This window comes from Brevibacterium sp., assembly GCF_022712115.1.
In the GTDB taxonomy this organism is placed as follows: Bacteria; Actinomycetota; Actinomycetes; order Actinomycetales; family Brevibacteriaceae; genus Brevibacterium; species Brevibacterium salitolerans.
Window position 1 is genome coordinate 1 of record NZ_JALAHB010000043.1, and the last position, 15,745, is coordinate 15,745.

General features: G+C 70.2%; 13 protein-coding genes and 1 pseudogene. 10 read left to right on the forward strand and 4 right to left on the reverse strand.

Annotated elements, in window-relative coordinates; all coding sequences use genetic code 11:
* Nucleotides 1-109 precede the first annotated feature (109 nt).
* From Q0A33_RS02395 to Q0A33_RS02425, 7 genes are all read left to right on the forward strand, one after another.
* Nucleotides 110-1,234 carry a hypothetical protein gene (locus tag Q0A33_RS02395; protein ID WP_291792536.1) on the forward strand — a complete coding sequence of 375 codons (1,125 nt, stop codon included), beginning with the start codon at nt 110-112 and terminating at the stop codon, nt 1,232-1,234.
* Between the two features lie 198 nt (nt 1,235-1,432).
* On the forward strand, nt 1,433-2,128 hold the full coding sequence (locus tag Q0A33_RS02400) for an SDR family oxidoreductase (RefSeq protein WP_291792539.1): 696 nt from the start codon (nt 1,433-1,435) through the stop codon (nt 2,126-2,128).
* Nucleotides 2,129-2,296: 168 nt separating this feature from the next.
* Nucleotides 2,297-3,196: an alpha/beta fold hydrolase gene (locus Q0A33_RS02405; RefSeq protein WP_291792542.1), complete on the forward strand. Its 900-nt coding sequence runs from the start codon at nt 2,297-2,299 to the stop codon at nt 3,194-3,196.
* Nucleotides 3,197-3,415: 219 nt separating this feature from the next.
* Nucleotides 3,416-3,907 (forward strand): PH domain-containing protein, encoded by a 492-nt coding sequence (locus Q0A33_RS02410; protein ID WP_291792545.1) that lies wholly within the window; start codon nt 3,416-3,418, stop codon nt 3,905-3,907.
* Between the two features lie 250 nt (nt 3,908-4,157).
* Entirely contained in the window at nt 4,158-5,093 is a 936-nt protein-coding gene (locus Q0A33_RS02415; RefSeq protein WP_291792548.1) for a sulfurtransferase, read from the forward strand.
* Nucleotides 5,090-5,587 carry a SufE family protein gene (locus tag Q0A33_RS02420; protein ID WP_291792551.1) on the forward strand — a complete coding sequence of 166 codons (498 nt, stop codon included), beginning with the start codon at nt 5,090-5,092 and terminating at the stop codon, nt 5,585-5,587. The genes Q0A33_RS02415 and Q0A33_RS02420 overlap by 4 nt, the downstream gene beginning before the upstream one ends.
* Nucleotides 5,584-6,474 (forward strand): peptidyl-tRNA hydrolase, encoded by an 891-nt coding sequence (locus Q0A33_RS02425; protein ID WP_291792554.1) that lies wholly within the window; start codon nt 5,584-5,586, stop codon nt 6,472-6,474. Before Q0A33_RS02420 ends, Q0A33_RS02425 begins: the two co-directional genes overlap by 4 nt.
* On the opposite strand, the gene Q0A33_RS02430 is transcribed toward Q0A33_RS02425, so the two are convergent.
* Nucleotides 6,458-7,012 carry a YdeI/OmpD-associated family protein gene (locus Q0A33_RS02430; protein WP_291792557.1) on the reverse strand — a complete coding sequence of 185 codons (555 nt, stop codon included), beginning with the start codon at nt 7,010-7,012 and terminating at the stop codon, nt 6,458-6,460. The genes Q0A33_RS02425 and Q0A33_RS02430 overlap by 17 nt on opposite strands.
* Before the next feature lie 192 nt (nt 7,013-7,204).
* On the opposite strand from Q0A33_RS02430, the gene Q0A33_RS02435 reads away from it, so the two are divergent.
* Nucleotides 7,205-9,061 (forward strand): BCCT family transporter, encoded by a 1,857-nt coding sequence (locus tag Q0A33_RS02435; RefSeq protein ID WP_291792560.1) that lies wholly within the window; start codon nt 7,205-7,207, stop codon nt 9,059-9,061.
* 237 nt (nt 9,062-9,298) lie between these two features.
* Nucleotides 9,299-9,577 (forward strand): GlsB/YeaQ/YmgE family stress response membrane protein, encoded by a 279-nt coding sequence (locus Q0A33_RS02440; protein ID WP_291792564.1) that lies wholly within the window; start codon nt 9,299-9,301, stop codon nt 9,575-9,577.
* A 153-nt stretch (nt 9,578-9,730) separates the two neighbouring features.
* On the opposite strand, the gene Q0A33_RS02445 is transcribed toward Q0A33_RS02440, so the two are convergent.
* The 3 genes and pseudogenes from Q0A33_RS02445 to Q0A33_RS02455 form a co-directional block, all read right to left on the reverse strand.
* Entirely contained in the window at nt 9,731-11,605 is a 1,875-nt protein-coding gene (locus tag Q0A33_RS02445; protein ID WP_291792567.1) for an NAD(P)/FAD-dependent oxidoreductase, read from the reverse strand.
* Nucleotides 11,602-13,098: a carboxylesterase family protein gene (locus tag Q0A33_RS02450; RefSeq protein WP_291792570.1), complete on the reverse strand. Its 1,497-nt coding sequence runs from the start codon at nt 13,096-13,098 to the stop codon at nt 11,602-11,604. Before Q0A33_RS02450 ends, Q0A33_RS02445 begins: the two co-directional genes overlap by 4 nt.
* 198 nt (nt 13,099-13,296) lie before the next feature.
* A pseudogene (locus Q0A33_RS02455) lies at nt 13,297-14,358 on the reverse strand (2,3-butanediol dehydrogenase).
* A 271-nt stretch (nt 14,359-14,629) separates the two neighbouring features.
* Here Q0A33_RS02455 and Q0A33_RS02460 point away from each other — a divergent pair.
* Nucleotides 14,630-15,718, forward strand: a complete 1,089-nt coding sequence (locus tag Q0A33_RS02460; protein WP_291792573.1) for an LCP family protein — start codon at nt 14,630-14,632, stop codon at nt 15,716-15,718.
* Nucleotides 15,719-15,745: the final 27 nt, after the last annotated feature.

Consider the following 15,745-nt stretch of genomic DNA (forward strand, 5'->3'; position numbering starts at 1 on the left):
GCCGGGGACGTGCGGGTGAGGGCTGCGGGCGTGGGTGGAGGGCATGCCCGCACTGTAGCGTTCCCCTGACCCCATTCCCTCCTGTGACCTGCGTCGCTACGATGGCGTCATGAGTATCGACATCCCCACCCGACAGGACCTGGCCGAACTCACACAGCACCGCGACCCCGCGAGTGTGACCCTCTACCTCAGTGCAGCGGAATGGGGCTCGCGCGCCGTCGCCCACGCCACGGAGGCCGCCCATCTGGCGCTGCGCACGGCGGCGGGCGCGGCGATCGCGGAGCTCGAGACAGGCGGTCTGCCCAAGGAGGACCGCGAGAAGCTCAGCGCTCACGTCAAGGATCTCGAACAGGACCGCGACTTCTGGGGCACCGGCGCCCGCAGCATCGCGGTCTTCGTCTCTCCGGAGGGGCTGCGCGCCTTCCGGCTCATGAATGAGCTCGCCTCCGGGCACTTCACCGGCGACCGCTTCGACGTGGGTCCGATGGTCCGCGCCGTCACCTTCGACCACACCGGGTACGTCCTGGCCCTCACGGAGGGGAACGTGCGCCTCCTGCACCTCGACTCCTCCGCGAGCTGTCGCCGCGTGGAGCTCGCGGATCTGCCGGAGGACGCCTCGGACGCGCTCACCCGCGCCCCGCAGGAGGGAAAGTTCGACCGGCAGCGGGCGGACGGCACACTGGGCCCCAAACCGGAGCAGAAGCGGTACGCGAGCCTGGTGCAGAAGGCGGTGCTCGCAGCGATCAGGGATGCGGACGCGCCGCTGCTGCTGGCCGCTGCGAACGACCTCGACCCCGCCTACCGGGACGTGAACACCCATCCGCGGCTGCTGGAGGAGTCCATCACGGCGAATCCGGCCTCGCTCACAGACGAGGATCTGGAGGTCCGCGCCCGGCAGATCCTCGACAGGCACTACACCCAGCGCATCGCGGACTGGGTGGAGCACTTCGGCAATCAGCGCGCCGCGGGCAGGGCCAGCTCGCAGCTCTCGGACGTGGCCAGGGCGGCCGCGGAGGGACGTGTGGCGGAGCTCCTGTTCGACATCGAGGCCGCGCAGGAGGGCACGATCGACGAATACGGCGTGGTCACCCTCGTGGATGAGCCGGGTCCGGAGGCGTACCGCGTGGTGGACGAGGTGGCCGCCCAGGTGCTGCGGACCGGCGGACGCGTCCGCGGCGTCCGCGCCGGCGACATGCCGGACGAGGGGTGGGTCGCCGCCGTGCTCCGCGGCTGAGGAGGCTGCCGGGCGCGCTGCGAGGGGGATCCTGCCGGGCTCGGGCGCGAGGCGGTCCTCGGCGCGCATCTCCGGGGCCTGCCGTCCGGCTCGTCCCGCGGCATTCCGCCCGCCGCAGAACGTCCGTCGCGGAATACTGCGCGATCAGCCGTGTTGAGGGGAGAGGACCTGGAACCCGACTGCACAGGAGGCATGGGCATGGCCGAGAAGAGCACGGACAGGCGCGCGGTGATCGTGGGCGGACACGGCAAGATCGCACTGCTGGCGGTGCCGCGGCTGCGGCGCGCCGGGTGGAGCGTGACCTCGCTCATCCGGAATCAGGACCATGCGGCGGATCTCCACGCTGTGGGAGCGGAGCCCGTGGTCCTCAGCCTCGAGGAAGCCGGCGTGGAGGACCTCGCGAAGGTGTTCGCCGGTGCGGACGCCGTCGTGTTCTCCGCGGGTGCCGGCGGCGGCAATCCCGCACGGACGAGAGCGGTGGACTACGAGGGTGCGCTGCGGACCTTCGAGGCCGCGGAGAAGGCAGGAGCCACTCGCTTCGTCATGGTCTCCTACGCGCGCGCCGCGGTGGACGTGGACCGGCTGGACCCGGAGGACTCCTTCTACCCCTATGCGAAGGCCAAGCACGATGCGGACGCCCGGCTGCGGGAGACGGAGCTGGACTTCACGATCCTGGGCCCCGGCCGCCTCACGCTCGAGGAGGCCACGGAGAAGGTGATGCTCGCGGATCGGACCGGTGCGGTGCCAGGTGTGGAGCTCACTCCTGAGACCGCCGTCACCAGCCGGGACAATGTCGCCGCGGCCATCGCGCACGTGCTGGAGACGGGCGCGGCCAGCAGGCAGACGGTGAACTTCTACGACGGGGAGACCCCGCTCGCGGAAGCCATCCGCTGATCCGCGGCACCCCTCCCCGCGTTCCTCCACGAAGCCGCGCTCACCCACGAAGTCGCGTTTCTCCGTGAAGTTACGTCTGCGTAGCGGCCGCCCTGCACGGCCGCTACGCAGACGTAACCTCGCTGTGGGGGTGGGACGGGGAGGCTGCCGGCCCTATAGCCTGGGGGAGTGACTGCTGAGAACGTGACCGCGGCGAACCGGGCAGGTGCTCCGGCCGCTCCCGAGACCCCGCTCCTCCACACCCAGACCGTCCAGGGCGGACCGGGGCGGGCGGTCTTCGTCCACGGTCTCTTCGGCCGGGGCAAGAACTTCACCACCGCGGCGAAGGCCATCGCGGACACGCACACCAGCCTGCTCGTGGACCTGCCCAACCACGGCGAATCACCGTGGACGGAGCGGTTCTCCTACGTCGACATGGCGCATGCGCTCGCCCGCACGCTGCGGGAAGGATTCGCCGCGGACGGGCCGGTGGACGTCATCGGGCACTCGATGGGCGGCAAGACCGTCATGGTGCTCGCCCTGCTCCACCCGGACCTCGTGCGCCGTCTCGTCGTCGTGGACATCTCTCCCACGCAGTCCCCGGATTCGGAGGAGTTCCCCCACCTGCTCGGCGCTCTGGCCGGCGTGGACCTCACGGCGCTGCGGACCCGTGCGGATGCGGACGCGCTCCTGCAGGAGCCCATCCCCAACCCGCTGACGCGCGGCTTCCTGCTCCAGAACCTCCGGCCGGTCCGGCGGGGTGAGACAGGCGCCTCGGCCGGGGACGCTTCCGGCGCTCCCGCGCCCGAGGCCGCCTTCCGCTGGCAGCCCAACCTCGCCCTCCTGCGGGCCGAGCTGCCCGCGGTGGCGTCCTTCCCGGACATGGAAGGACGGACGTTCTCCGGGCCGGTGCTCTGGGTGGGTGGGACGCGTTCGCCCTACGTCACGCCGGAGGCGGAGCCGGCGATGCGCGCCCTCTTCCCGCGCGAGCGCAAGGTCATGGTCAAGGGCTCCGGCCACTGGGTCCACTCGGAGAAGCCGGAGGAGTTCGCCGGACTGCTCCGTGCCTTCCTCACGGCAGAGGGCTGAGGGAAGCGTGTGAGTGTCGCAGGGCGGCCCGACGCTGAAGGACAGCCGGGTACCGGAGGGAAGCCGGGTGCCGTCGCCCAGCCGAGCTCAGGGAGACAACCGAACGCTCCCGGAACGGCGGGGCCGGCACTGCACGCCGGGTGGATCCGCCGCCGGCTGCGTGCCCTTGAACAGGAGATCGGGCCGGGCGAGCTCGTCTGTGCGCTGCCGCTGACCCGCGTGCTCATCGTGATCGTCGCAGTGCTGTACTCCCTGTGCGCGGGTGCGGTGTTCGCGGGCTTCGGGATGCTGCTGTGGTTCCACCTCGCCGAGGGCTTCTCAGCTCCTCCTCTGCTGCTGGTCATGGCCGTTCTCCTTGTGCTCTTCTACCTCTGCCTGTTCGTCCTCCTCATCTGGAGCTGGCGCCGATACCTGCTCGTCACGACCGCGGGGCTGGAAGTCGTCGAGGGCTTCAGGACGGTGCGCGCCCGCTGGGCGGACGTGGCGCGGATCGAGGCCGCGCAGTCCGGACTGCACCTCGGCAGTGCGGTGGTGGTCCTGCGCGACGGGCGCCGGATCACCAGCACCGTCACCGGCGCGCGGTTCGCGATGGTGAACGGAACACGGGTCCGGGAGCACTGGCCCCGCATCCTCCCCGACGGATCGCGGGTGTACGCGGGCCCGGCGGTGGACGTGCTCATCAATGCGCACCGCCGGAGCCTGGGGCTGTGAGCCTGCGCGGCCGAGGTTCCGGTGGCCGCGGCGCCGGTGGCCGAGGTTCCCGTCGCGCAGGCCCCGGTGGCGGAGGCCCCGGTGGCGAAGGCTCCCGTCGCGCAGGCCCCACCGGCCCGTGACCACGACGTCCGGACACTGTGACGACGTGTGACTGTGACGGACCTCGCCGCGGAATACGCGCGGGCCTGCGTAGGGTTGAGTGAGTGGACGCGCCGCGTCCGTGAAGTCCGCACGACCCGGAGGAACCATGACTGACACCGCACCGCAGATCGCCCCGGACACCGGCGATCCCAAGTTCGCCGGCTATGCGAAGCAGGATCGGCTGGTGAGCACGCAGTGGGTGGCGGACCGTCTCGGTGCGGACGGACCCACGGAGCCCGGCCTCGTCCTCGTCGAGAGCGACGAGGACGTGCTCCTCTACGAGTCCGGCCACATCCCCGGAGCCGTGAAGGTCGACTGGCACACGGAGCTCAACGATCCCGTCACCCGTGACTACGTGGACGGCGAGGGCTTCGCCCGCCTCATGCGTGCCAAGGGGATCGCCCGCACGGACACGATCGTCGTCTACGGCGACAAGTCCAACTGGTGGGCGGCCTACGCGCTGTGGGTCTTCACGCTGTTCGGCCACGAGGACGTGCGCCTCATGGACGGAGGGCGGCAGAAATGGGAGGCGGAGGGCCGTGAGCTCACCCGCACCAAGCCGGCCCCCGAACCCTCGGACTACCCCGTCGTCGAGCGTGACGACTCGCGCATCCGTGCCTACCTGCCAGAGGTCCGCGAGGCGATCGGCGAGATCCCGCTCATCGACGTGCGCAGCCCGCAGGAGTACACGGGCGAGCGCACGCACATGCCCGCCTACCCGGAGGAGGGTGCGCTGCGCGGGGGCCACATCCCCACCGCGCGCTCGGTTCCGTGGGCCACCGCGGCCAACGAGGACGGCACGTTCCGCAGCGCCGAGGAGCTGCGGCGGATCTACCTCGACGAGCTGGGTCTGCAGCCGGAGGGCGAGATCATCGCGTACTGCCGGATCGGCGAGCGCTCCTCGCACACGTGGTTCGTCCTCGAGCACCTGCTGGGGTTCGACAGCGTGAAGAACTACGACGGCTCGTGGACCGAATGGGGCAATGCCGTGCGCGTGCCCATCGCCACCGGTGAGGAGCCCGGGGAGGCACCGGCCCGATGAGCGCCCCCACCGCTGCAGCTTCCGCTGACCTCCCGCTGCCGGCCTCCCTGCAGGAGATCGCCGACGACTTCGCCGCCATGCCGGAGGGGGAGCGCCTCCAGCTGCTCCTCGAGTTCTCCGACGAGCTCCCCGCTCTCCCGCCGCGCCTGGCTGAGCACCCGGAGCTGCTGGAGCCCGTGCCGGAGTGCCAGTCGCCCATCTTCGTGCTCACGGAGCTGGACGACGGCGCGGCTGAGGGGACTGCCTCCGCCGAGGCTCCCGTGAGGCTGTTCTTCTCCGCGCCCGCGGAGGCGCCCACCACCCGCGGCTTCGCCGGCATCCTCGCAGAAGGGCTCGACGGCCACACCGCCGCGGAGATCCTCTCCGTGCCCGCGGACTTCCCCCTCCGCCTCTCGCTGACGAAGGCGGTGAGCCCGCTGCGGCTCAACGGGATGTCCGGGATGCTCGCGCGGATCCAGCGTCAGGTGCGCGAGCATCTGGCGGCGCGGCCGTGAGCGAGGCCGTGCCCGGTCCTGAGGGCCGTCCCGCCGAGCAGTCGCCTGCAGACCCGCAGGCCGCCGCGTCGCAGTCCGCGGCCGCGCAGACCGCCCACCCCCGTGAGCTCCGCCGGCATGCGCTCGACCACGAGGTGCCCTGGGCGCTGCCGCTGGTGGTCCGCCGCTCCAAGACGCACATCGCCCGTGAGGTGGACGTGCTGGAGGCCGCCGCCGAGGCCGTGGTCCGGCTCCTCGACGACCCCCGGTCACAGCCCGGAGGGGACTGGCACGAGGCGGTGCGGCACTGGCGCGAGGGTGCGATCCGCAAGGTGGTGCGCCGCGGGGACGGCAGGAAGTTCGAGGACGCCCGCGCCCTGGGCAGCGTGGGTGCGGCTCATCCGGGGCCGGGGGAGTGGGGCGTCGCCGAGGCGCTCGCACTGCCGCCGGGCCCGGTGCAGCCGCTGCCCGCGGAGCTGAAGAAGCTGCAGGTGGGCGGGACGGAGTTCCCGGACGAGGGTGAGTCCACGGTGCCGGCCGCCGAGGCCGTGGTGGTCATCGAGCTGACCCCGCACCACCGGCTCACCTCCGGCAAAGCGGCCGCGCAGTGCGGCCATGCGGCGCAGCTGGCCTACGAGCAGATGCCGGAGGACGTGCGGTGCCGCTGGCGCGAGGCCGGCTTCCGCGTCCGTGTGGAGAAGGCGGATCCGCGGGTCTGGGCCTCCGCACGGCGGCCCGTGAGCGTCACGGACGCCGGCTTCACGGAGCTCGACGGTCCCACGGAGACCACGCGCGCCCGCTGGGCGACGGCGGACGGCGCCGTCCCTGCGACCGGTGTCGGCGGCACGCACGGCGGCCTCGGGCGCGTGCTGTCCCGACTGCGGGGAGCACTCAGCCGAGCTCGATGAGCTTCCCGCTCCTCGCCACCTCCGGATCCGTGCAGGAGGCGAGGTCGAAGCAGCAGGGCCGGCGCTTGCCGTCCTCCAGCTTGGAGATCGTCACCTCCACGCGGCGCGCCCGCGTCTGCGCGTTCTTCGTCGCGCCCACCCAGCGGACCCATTCCCAGCGGGCCATCGGCGTGATGTCCTGCCAGGCAGCCCGGGCCTCGGGCGCGGAGGCGAGAGCCTCCTCCAGGTCCGCGGGGACCTCGGGCTCGGGCCAGTCCCCGCGGCGCGTGAACGTGAACTCGACGGCGGTGCCCTCCCGCAACGAGGCGGCGGCCTGCAGCTGAGCATCCACCGGGAGCCAGTGGCCCTTCCTCCCGTCCGGCTCCAGCACGGCGTCGAAGACGTGGCCGTTCAGCTCCGCGTGCACCGCCACCTGCCCGCGTGAGGGCAGCGCCCGGCTGGCCTCGTCCGGCAGGCGGATGAGGAGCCGCTCACCCAGCCCGCTCACCTGCGCGCTGCCGGTCACCCGCTCCGCCGCGGCATTCGTCCTCGTCGCCATGTCCTGTCCTCCCAGCTTCCGGTCCGCAGCCGGGATGCGGCGTGCGGCCGGGTTCCGTCCGGCACTGTGGACTCCAGCATAGGAGCCGCGATGCGGATGCGCTTCTCCATTCCTGCTCAACCATTCCCGGGCGATCTTCCCGAAACGCAAGGACAGTTGTTCTCCGGACTGTGATGTGCAAGTTTGGTTTCCATGTTGAACCGCATGCACGACCTGCTGCGCCTGAGGACCACCCCTGCGCTCTTCTTCGCGGCGGCGGGAGTCATCCTGCTCTTCGTCGTCGCCACGATCCTCTTCACGGAACCGCTCTCCGCGGCCACCGGTGCCGCCTCGCAGTGGCTCATGGTGAACCTCGGATGGTTCTACATCCTGGGCGTGACGCTGTTTCTCCTCTTCCTCATCTACATGGCCGCGAGCCGGTTCGGCCGGGTGAAGCTGGGGCCGGACGACGAGGCGCCGGAACACTCGAACGTGACCTGGTTCGCCATGCTGTTCGCGGCCGGGATCGGCTCCATCCTCCTGTTCTGGGGTGTGGCGGAACCGGTGAGCCACTTCGGGGCGCCGCCCCGCGGTGCGTCGCTGGGCATCGAGCCGGAGAGCGGAGCCGCCGCCGTGGACGCGCTGAACTTCGCCATGTACCACTTCACCTTCCACACCTGGGCGATCTTCACGCTGCCCGCGCTGTGCTTCGCCTACTTCATCCACAAGCGCAACCTCCCACCACGGGTCTCCTCGATCTTCCAGCCCCTCCTGGGCAAGCGGATCCACGGTCCCGTCGGCAAGCTCATCGACGTCGTCGCGATCATCGGGACCGTGTTCGGCGTGGCGGTGTCGATCGGTCTGGGCGTGCTGCAGATCAACGGCGGCCTCTCACAGCTGTTCGGGATCCCGGAGAACGCCGGCTGGCAGCTCATCATCATCGGGGTCGTCACCCTCATCGCCATGATCTCCGTGGGCCTCGGGCTGGAGCGCGGCATCAAGGTGCTGTCGAACATCAACATCGTCGCCGCCGTGGGGCTGCTCCTCTTCGTCCTCGTGGCCGGCGGCGCCGCGCTCTACGCCCTCAAGGGGACCATCGAGTCGTTCGGCACGTACATCTTCAGCCTGCCGGAGCTCGCGTTCTGGAACGACACCCTGGGCGACACCGGATGGCAGAACACCTGGACGGTCTTCTACTGGGCCTGGACCATCACCTGGTCGCCGTTCGTCGGCATCTTCATCGCCCGCATCTCCCGCGGGCGGACCATCCGCCAGTTCGTCATCGGCGTGCGCGCGGTGCCGTCCCTGTTCTCCGTGGTGTGGTTCGGGATCTTCGGCTGGGCGTCCATGGACATCGAACTCAACGGGTCCGGCGGTCTCGTCGAGCGCGTGGTGGACGACGGGGACATCCCCGGGGCGCTGTTCGAGCTGCTCTCGCACTATCCGGGTGCGTGGCTGGTCTCCGTCATCGCCATCGCCGTGGTCATCGTCTTCTTCATCACGTCCCTGGACTCCGCCGCGCTCGTCATCGACACGATGGCCAACGGGCACGAGGACTTCAACCCGCTGGGACAGCGCCTCTTCTGGGCGCTGGCGGTGGGTCTCATCACCGCCACGCTGCTCGTGTTCTCCGGGGAGGGCGGACTGGAGGCGCTGCAGTCCATCAGCATCCTCATCGGCCTGCCGTTCTTCGTCATCGCGTTCTTCCAGATGTATGCGCTCCGGCGCGCGCTCCGGGAGGACGCCGGAGAGCTGCCGGCCATGCGCACCCGGGAATGGCGCCGGGTGCTGCCGCCGGAGGAGTTCATCCGGCGGATGCGCAGGGGCTCCTCCGACCGCTACGAGTATGCGGACCCCGCGGACGCCGTCACCCGGCCGCAGCCCCGCACGGAGGTGCCGGTCATGCGGGATCCCTATGTGGACGCGGTGCCGCACGGGAGGCGCCGTCCCCGGCGCAGCGTCACGCTCGCGGGCCGCACCGGCAGCAGGAGGCTGCCGGCGCGCACCCCGGAGGAGGCCCCGGTCCGCGAGCGCCTGCCCCTCGACGACGTGGAGCCGCACGAGGACTAGTCCGGACTGCGGTTCCGACCACGTGGCGCTCGCCGCTCACAGGGCTTCACACCAGCGAGGGTGCGTCGTAGTGTGAGTGTCATGGGACAAGGCATCTTGGTCACCTGGGGTTCTTTCGCAGGAGGGGTGCCGAGTTCCTCGCAGCAGGTCTACCCTGGAAGCAGGCCTTCCTCGTCATCGAGGACTGGTCCGCTCATCGCCCGGCAGTCGCCAGGGCATCGAGAAAGGAGCAGCATCATGGTCGTCATCGGCTGGATCGTCGTCGGACTGCTGGCAGGAGCGCTGGCCAAGCTCGTCCTCCCCGGCAAGCAGGGAGGCGGGTGGATCAGCACGATCATCCTCGGACTCATCGGCGCCTTCGTCGGCGGGCTGCTGTTCGGGCTGTTCGGCGGCAAGGGCATCGGTGCGGTCTTCAGTGAGCCCTGGTCGTGGGGATCCTTCCTCATCGCGGTCATCGGCGCGATCGTGTTCTCGTTCGTGTGGGGACTGCTCACCAAGGACAAGACGCCTGCCTGAACGCTCAGGCGCAGACGACGGCCGGACCCTGCAGGGTCCGGCCGTCGTCTGTGTGCGCGGCGGGTGTGCGGGCCGAGTGCTCCGTCGGGTGCGCGGTGACCGGGGCCGGCCCGCGCGCCTCTCAGCCGGGGCTGGTCACCGTTCGGAGCCTGCTCAGGAGAACTCGAGGCCGGCGAAGTCCCCGCTGCTCCGCCAGGTCTCCAGGTGGCGGAAGAATGCGAAGGCTCCCGCCGGATAGCCCACCGCGTACCGGCTGCGCTCGTCCGCGCCTCTGCCCTCGTTGTTGTAATAGCCGGGCGTGCAGTCACTCCTGTCCCGGGGCCGGCTCTCCTCCAGGAGCATGCGCACCCAGGCGGCCTCCGCCTCGGCGGTGGGCTCGATGCGGCGGGCTCCGGTCTCCTGCGCGCGGCGGAGGATCGCCCCGACGGCGCGTGCCGCATGGGTGTAGTTGTGCGGCACGTTGGAGCTCAGCGCGGCTCCCTGCGTCAGCTGCTGGATGAAGAGGTTGGGAAACCCGTGGACCTGCATCCCGTGGAGCGTGCGCATGCCGCCGGCCCAGTGTTCGGCGAGGGTGCGTCCGTCCGCGCCCACGATGTCGAAGCCGTTGACGGCGGTGGGATCGTTGGCGTACTCGAAGCCCGTCGCGTAGACGATCACGTCCACCGGGTGCTCCTCGCCGTTCACCACCACACCGTCGCGGGTGATGCGCTCCACGCCCTGCCCGTCGGTGTCGACGAGGTGCACGTGGGGGAGGTTGAAGGACTGCAGGTACTCGTCGTGGAAGCCCGGCCGCTTGCACAGCTGGGAGTACCAGGCCTTGAGCCCCTCCGCGGTCCGCGGATCCTCCACGAGTGTGTCCACGCGGGCTCGGATCTCGTCCATCTTCGCCAGGTCCGCGGCAGCCACGGCTGCGCCCACGGACTCCGGTGTGGCCTGCTCCGGCGGGACGCTGCGGACCGCCGCGCGCAGCCTGCGCCCGAGGTCCGTCCATCCGTCCTGGATGAGGTCCTCGACGTCTCCCTCCTCGCCCAGCATGTGGCCGTCCCAGTTGCGCGTGAAGTTGTCGAGGAAGGCCGCCTGCCAGCCCGGCTGCGCGGAGATCCGTGCGAACCACTCCGGATCCACCGGGCCGTTGTCGCGGACGTCCACGGACGTGGGGGTGCGCTGGAAGACGAACAGCTCCGCCCCGGCGCGGGCGACCTCGGGCACGGCCTGGATCGCCGTGGCACCCGTGCCGATGATCGCCGTCCGCCTGCCGCGCAGGCCCGTGAGCTCGCCGCCCTCGGGCGTGCCGCCGGTGACGGAGTAGTCCCAGCGGCTCGTGTGGAACCAGTCGCCGGCGAACTCCTCGATGCCCGGGATGGCCGGCAGCTTCGCCACGCTCAGCGGCCCCATGCCCATGCCCAGATAGCGGGTGCGGAAGGCGTCGCCGCGGTTCGTCTCCACGAGCCACTTCGACTCGTCCTCCAGCCACGTGGCCCGGGTGACTGCGGTGTGCAGGAGGGCGTTGTCGTAGAGGCCGTAGTGGCGGCCGATCCGCCGGCAGTGGGCGGAGATCTCCGGCCCGTGGGCGTAGCGCTCCGTGGGCCGGTGCCCGGTCTCCTCCAGCAGCGGCATGTAGATGAGCGAGCTGGTGTCGCACATGAGGCCGGGGTAGCGGTTCCAGTACCAGACGCCGCCCAGATCCCCGGCGGAGTCGACGATCCGCACGTCCGCGTTGCCGGTGAAGCCGGCCTCGCGCACCCGGGCGGCGGTGAGCAGTCCTGCGAAGCCGCCGCCCACGAACGTGAACTCGACCTCGTCGTGGACGGCGTCACGGGGTGCCACGGGCATGTACGGGTCCGTGGGCTGCTCGCTGAAGGCATCGCGGATGCGGACGTAGCTGCGCTGGCCCTCTGCGGCGAGGCGCTTGTCCCGCTCCTCCGCGTAGCGCCGGTAGACCTCCTCCGCGGTGGCCGGGGCGTGCTCTGCCGGCCGAGTGTGCTGTGCTGTCCGGGTGTGCTCTGCGGTGTCCGGCTGCGTGCTCACCGGAGTCCCTCCCATGCGGCGGTGCGCTCGCTGTGCGGATCCGTGAAGGTGCGGCGCTCCAGGTCGAAGACCTCCACCGCGCGGTGATCCGGACTGTACGGCTCCCAGCCCGGGTCTCCGTCGCGGATGAAGGAGACCCAGGCCGCGTGCACCTCGTCCGCCAGGGCCTGCGGGGCCTCCGGTCCGGTGAGTGCCGCCGAATGCTCCGCGTCCAGCGTGTCGAACGCGAACGGCAGTTCGAGGGCATGACAGGCGCGCAGGCGTCCGCCCTGCGTGCCGCTGGGCCAGGCGAACTCGTACATGAAGGAGGGGGAGGTGGCGGTGGCCGCGCGGGCCTCGGCGGCGCGGACGGCGGGAATGCGGAACATCCAGTCCGTCAGCACTGCGGTGAGGGCCGCTCCCGGGCGCGGGTCAGCGGTATCGTCGAAGAGCGCGGCCGCCTCCTCCGGATCTGCGAAGCCCAGCCCGCGCAGGGTTCCGTGGAGAGCCGCAGTGTCCGCCGCCTCGTAGGCGCCGGAGGGGACGGTGAAGAGCGTGTTCTCGTCCGTGTTCGTGCCGATGAGGACCGGTACGTCCGCCGAGGTGCCGGTCGTCATGGCGGTGATGGGGGCGGTGGGCAGGACCTCGCCGTCCACGGTGGGGGAGAAGAGCATGGAGTTCGCCGCAACCTCGCGGAAGCGTGCGACGTCCCTCTCGGTCTGGACCTGGACCGTCAGCGCCTTCACCGCGGTGAGGAGGTCTGCCTGCGGTACGGCGGCGAACGCGGTGCGCGTGGGCGCGATCCCGAGCTTCTCCGCGAGTGCCAGTGTCACCTGGTGCGCGGTCTCGGGCGGGAGGGAATGGTGCCCGGCACCGCTCTGGAGGATCGCGCCGCGGAACAGGCCCGAGGCCGCGGGCGAAGCGAGCAGTGCGCCCACGCTCATGGCCCCTGCGGATTCGCCGCCGATCGTCACCCTCTCCGGGTCGCCGCCGAAGGCCGCGATGTTCTCTCGCACCCATGTGAGCGCGGCGATCTGGTCGCGCAGACCGATGTTCGCGGGGCCGTCCGGAAGCTGCAGCCAGCCGTGTGCGCCGAGCCGGTAGTTGAGGGTCACGCAGACGATCCCGTCGCGGGCGAAGGCGGTGCCGTCATACTGCGGGACGGCACCGGAGCCGTGGACGAACGCACCGCCGTGGATGAAGACGTAGACGGGGAGCGACGCGGTGGGATCCGGGGTCCAGACGTTGACGTTGAGGTACTCCTCGCCCGGGATCAGCGGATTCGCCAGCAGCTCGGCGTGCACGGGCGGGTAGGGATACTGCGGCACTGTGGGACCGTGGCTGCGTGCAGGTCGGACCCCGTCCCAGGGAGCGGCGGGCTGCGGGGGATCGAACTCGCCCGTGGGGGATCCGGTGTGCGCGGGGGCCTGGGCATAGGGCACGCCCAGGAAGGCGTGGACACCCGCCTCCCGCGTTCCCTCGACGATGCCGGATCGTGTGTGCACCTGCGTCATTGCAGTACCTCCTGGTCAGTCGGCCTCCTCAGGCTCTGATCAAGTGTTCACTCAGTTGAGAGGAGCGTCAAGTGCGTGCGTCGCGCCGGCCCACGTGACGCTTCTCTTCCCCGAGTCCGCTCAGCTGCCGGCTGCGAACGCGGGAAGCCGGGAGCCGGCATACGGCACCCGACTTCCCGCTGTCCTTGCAGTTGGGCCTCATGCCCGCGGATTCACGATGATCTTCACGTGCTGCTCGTTGTTGTTGATGAGCTGCTCGATCCCTCCGGAGACGACCTCGTCGAGGCCGATCCGGCTGGTGATGAACGGCTTGAGATCGATCTTGCCGCTGCGCACCAGCTCGATCGTCGCGGGGTGGTCGTTGGAGTAGCCGATGGTGCCGCGCAGGTCGATCTCCTTGAGCACGATGCTGGGCAGGTCCACCTCCGGCTTGTGCCCCCAGATGGACACGTTCACGATCACGCCACCGGGCCGCACGGCGGCGATGAGGGTGTCGAGCACCACGGGCACGGATGAGCACTCGAAGGCGACATCCGTTCCCGTGTCGCCCGTGAGCTCCCGGACGCGCTCGGCCACGTCGCCGTCGCGGGGATCGAGGATCTCGTCTGCGACGCCGGTGCTCCGTGCCTTCTCCTTCCGCGCCTCCGAGAGCTCTGAGACGTAGACGGTGAGGCCCTCCGCCTTGAGGATCGCGGCGGTGAGCAGGCCGATGGGCCCGGCGCCGCCCACCAGCGCGGTCTGGCCGGCAGCGGCGCCCGAACGAACGAACGCATGGTGGGCCACGGAGAGCGGTTCGATGAGGGCCGCCTCGTCGAGCGGGATGTCGCCCACCGGATGCACCCAGCGGCGCTCCACCACGATCTTCTCGGAGAGGCCCCCGCCGCGGCCGCCCAGCCCGATGAAGTTCATGTCCTTGTCCAGCTGGTAGCTCTAGCCCGGCCCGGTGTCCACGACCCCGCAGATTATGTAGGGCTCGACGACGACGGACTGGCCCACCTCGAGGTCGTCCACGCCTTCGCCGAGGGCGGTGATGGTGCCGGAGAACTCATGCCCCATGACCACGGGCGCGGACTCGCCGGAGATGGGGTGCGGATGTCCGGCCGCCGGGATGAAGAGGGGGCCTTCGAGGTACTCGTGGAGGTCGGAGCCGCAGATGCCGCACCAGGCGACGTCTATCGCCACCGTGCCCGGCTTCAGCTCCGGCTCCGGGATGTCCTCGACCCGGATGTCCTTGCGATCGTAGAAGCGCGCTGCTCTCATCACTGCCTCCTGCAGAGCCGATGTCGTCTGTGCACGTCCACGCTAGACGTCGAGAGCACTGCACGGAAGGTGTCTCGGCGTGAGTGGACCTCCCTGTCTCAGCGTGAGTCACCCTGAACTTCGGAGACGGTGGGGTTCGGCTGAACATCGGTGGACAACGCCGGTACCCGCGGCCCGTCTATACTCGGAAGGTCTGTCTGCAGCAGGCCGTGCACTGTGACGAAATATGTTCCCCTCGGTCTTGCGTCGTATCACCACAAGAGGTCTGAGCGTGTCCCACACACCCGAGTACCAGGCACCATCCGGCGGCGTTTCGGCTGCGACTGCCTACGATCCCGAGGGCAACCCGGTCGAGCCCTCGCACCGGGACCGCCGTCCCAGGAAGAAGCGGACGGGGCGCAAGATCCTCGTGACCCTCCTGGTGCTGGTGCTCCTGGCGGTCGCCGCGGTGGCCGGATACGTCTTCTATCTTGGCAAGCTCTTCGACGACAACTCGAACCAGCTGGGGCAGGACGACCTCTACAGCGGCGAGCAGCCCGTGGCCGAGGCCGGTGACCCCATCAACATCCTCCTGCTGGGTTCGGACGCCCGGGACGAGGATGTGGACTACGCGGGAGGGGCACGCGGCTTTCGCTCCGACACGATCATGGTCATGCACCTGGACGGGGACCGGAAGGGTGCGCAGATCATGTCGATTCCGCGTGACATGTGGGTGCCCGTGGAAGGCCACGGCAACGCGAAGATCAACGCCGCCATGAGCTACGGCGGCCTTCCGCTGGCCAACCAGACGATCAGCGAGTTCATCGATGCGCCCATCCACCACGTGGCGATCATCGACTTCGAGGGCTTCAAGGCGCTCACGGACAGTGTGGGCGGCGTGACGGTGGACTCCGAGCAGGCGTTCGAGATCGACGGTCACTCATTCACGCAGGGCGAGAACGAGCTGGATGGTGAGCAGGCGCTCGCCTTCGTCCGTGAGCGCAAGGGGTTTGCGGACGGCGATCTCCAGCGCGCGCGCAACCAGCAGGCCTACCTCAAGGCGCTCACGTCCAAGATCATCTCCGCGGACACGCTGAGCAACCCCAACAAGGTCACCGGCATGGTGAGGGACTTCGCTCCCTACATGACGGTGGACGACAAGCTCACCGCATCCAAGATCGCCAGCATCGGCTACGAGATGCGCGAGGTGCGGCCGGGCGAGGTGACGTTCTTCTCCGCACCCATCTCCGGCGCCGGCCGTTCGGCGGACGGGCAGGCGATCCTCAACGTGGATGAGGCTGGGCGTGATGAGATCCGGAAGGCCTTCAACGACGACACGGTGGGCGACTACGCGGAGAACGCCTCGCCCCCGCATCTCTGATCGCTCCGACAACAGACCGGCGCAGGC

What these genes read in the sequence shown, in the direction of transcription:
- Q0A33_RS02420 (WP_291792551.1), top strand. Translation starts at nt 5,090, where the DNA reads ATGAGCGCCCCCACCGCTGCAGCTTCCGCTGACCTCCCGCTGCCGGCC.
- Q0A33_RS02400 (WP_291792539.1), top strand. Translation starts at nt 1,433, where the DNA reads ATGGCCGAGAAGAGCACGGACAGGCGCGCGGTGATCGTGGGCGGACAC.
- Q0A33_RS02440 (WP_291792564.1), top strand. Translation starts at nt 9,299, where the DNA reads ATGGTCGTCATCGGCTGGATCGTCGTCGGACTGCTGGCAGGAGCGCTG.
- Q0A33_RS02395 (WP_291792536.1), top strand. Translation starts at nt 110, where the DNA reads ATGAGTATCGACATCCCCACCCGACAGGACCTGGCCGAACTCACACAG.
- Q0A33_RS02430 (WP_291792557.1), bottom strand. Translation starts at nt 7,012, where the DNA reads ATGGCGACGAGGACGAATGCCGCGGCGGAGCGGGTGACCGGCAGCGCG.
- Q0A33_RS02450 (WP_291792570.1), bottom strand. Translation starts at nt 13,098, where the DNA reads ATGACGCAGGTGCACACACGATCCGGCATCGTCGAGGGAACGCGGGAG.
- Q0A33_RS02415 (WP_291792548.1), top strand. Translation starts at nt 4,158, where the DNA reads ATGACTGACACCGCACCGCAGATCGCCCCGGACACCGGCGATCCCAAG.
- Q0A33_RS02435 (WP_291792560.1), top strand. Translation starts at nt 7,205, where the DNA reads ATGTTGAACCGCATGCACGACCTGCTGCGCCTGAGGACCACCCCTGCG.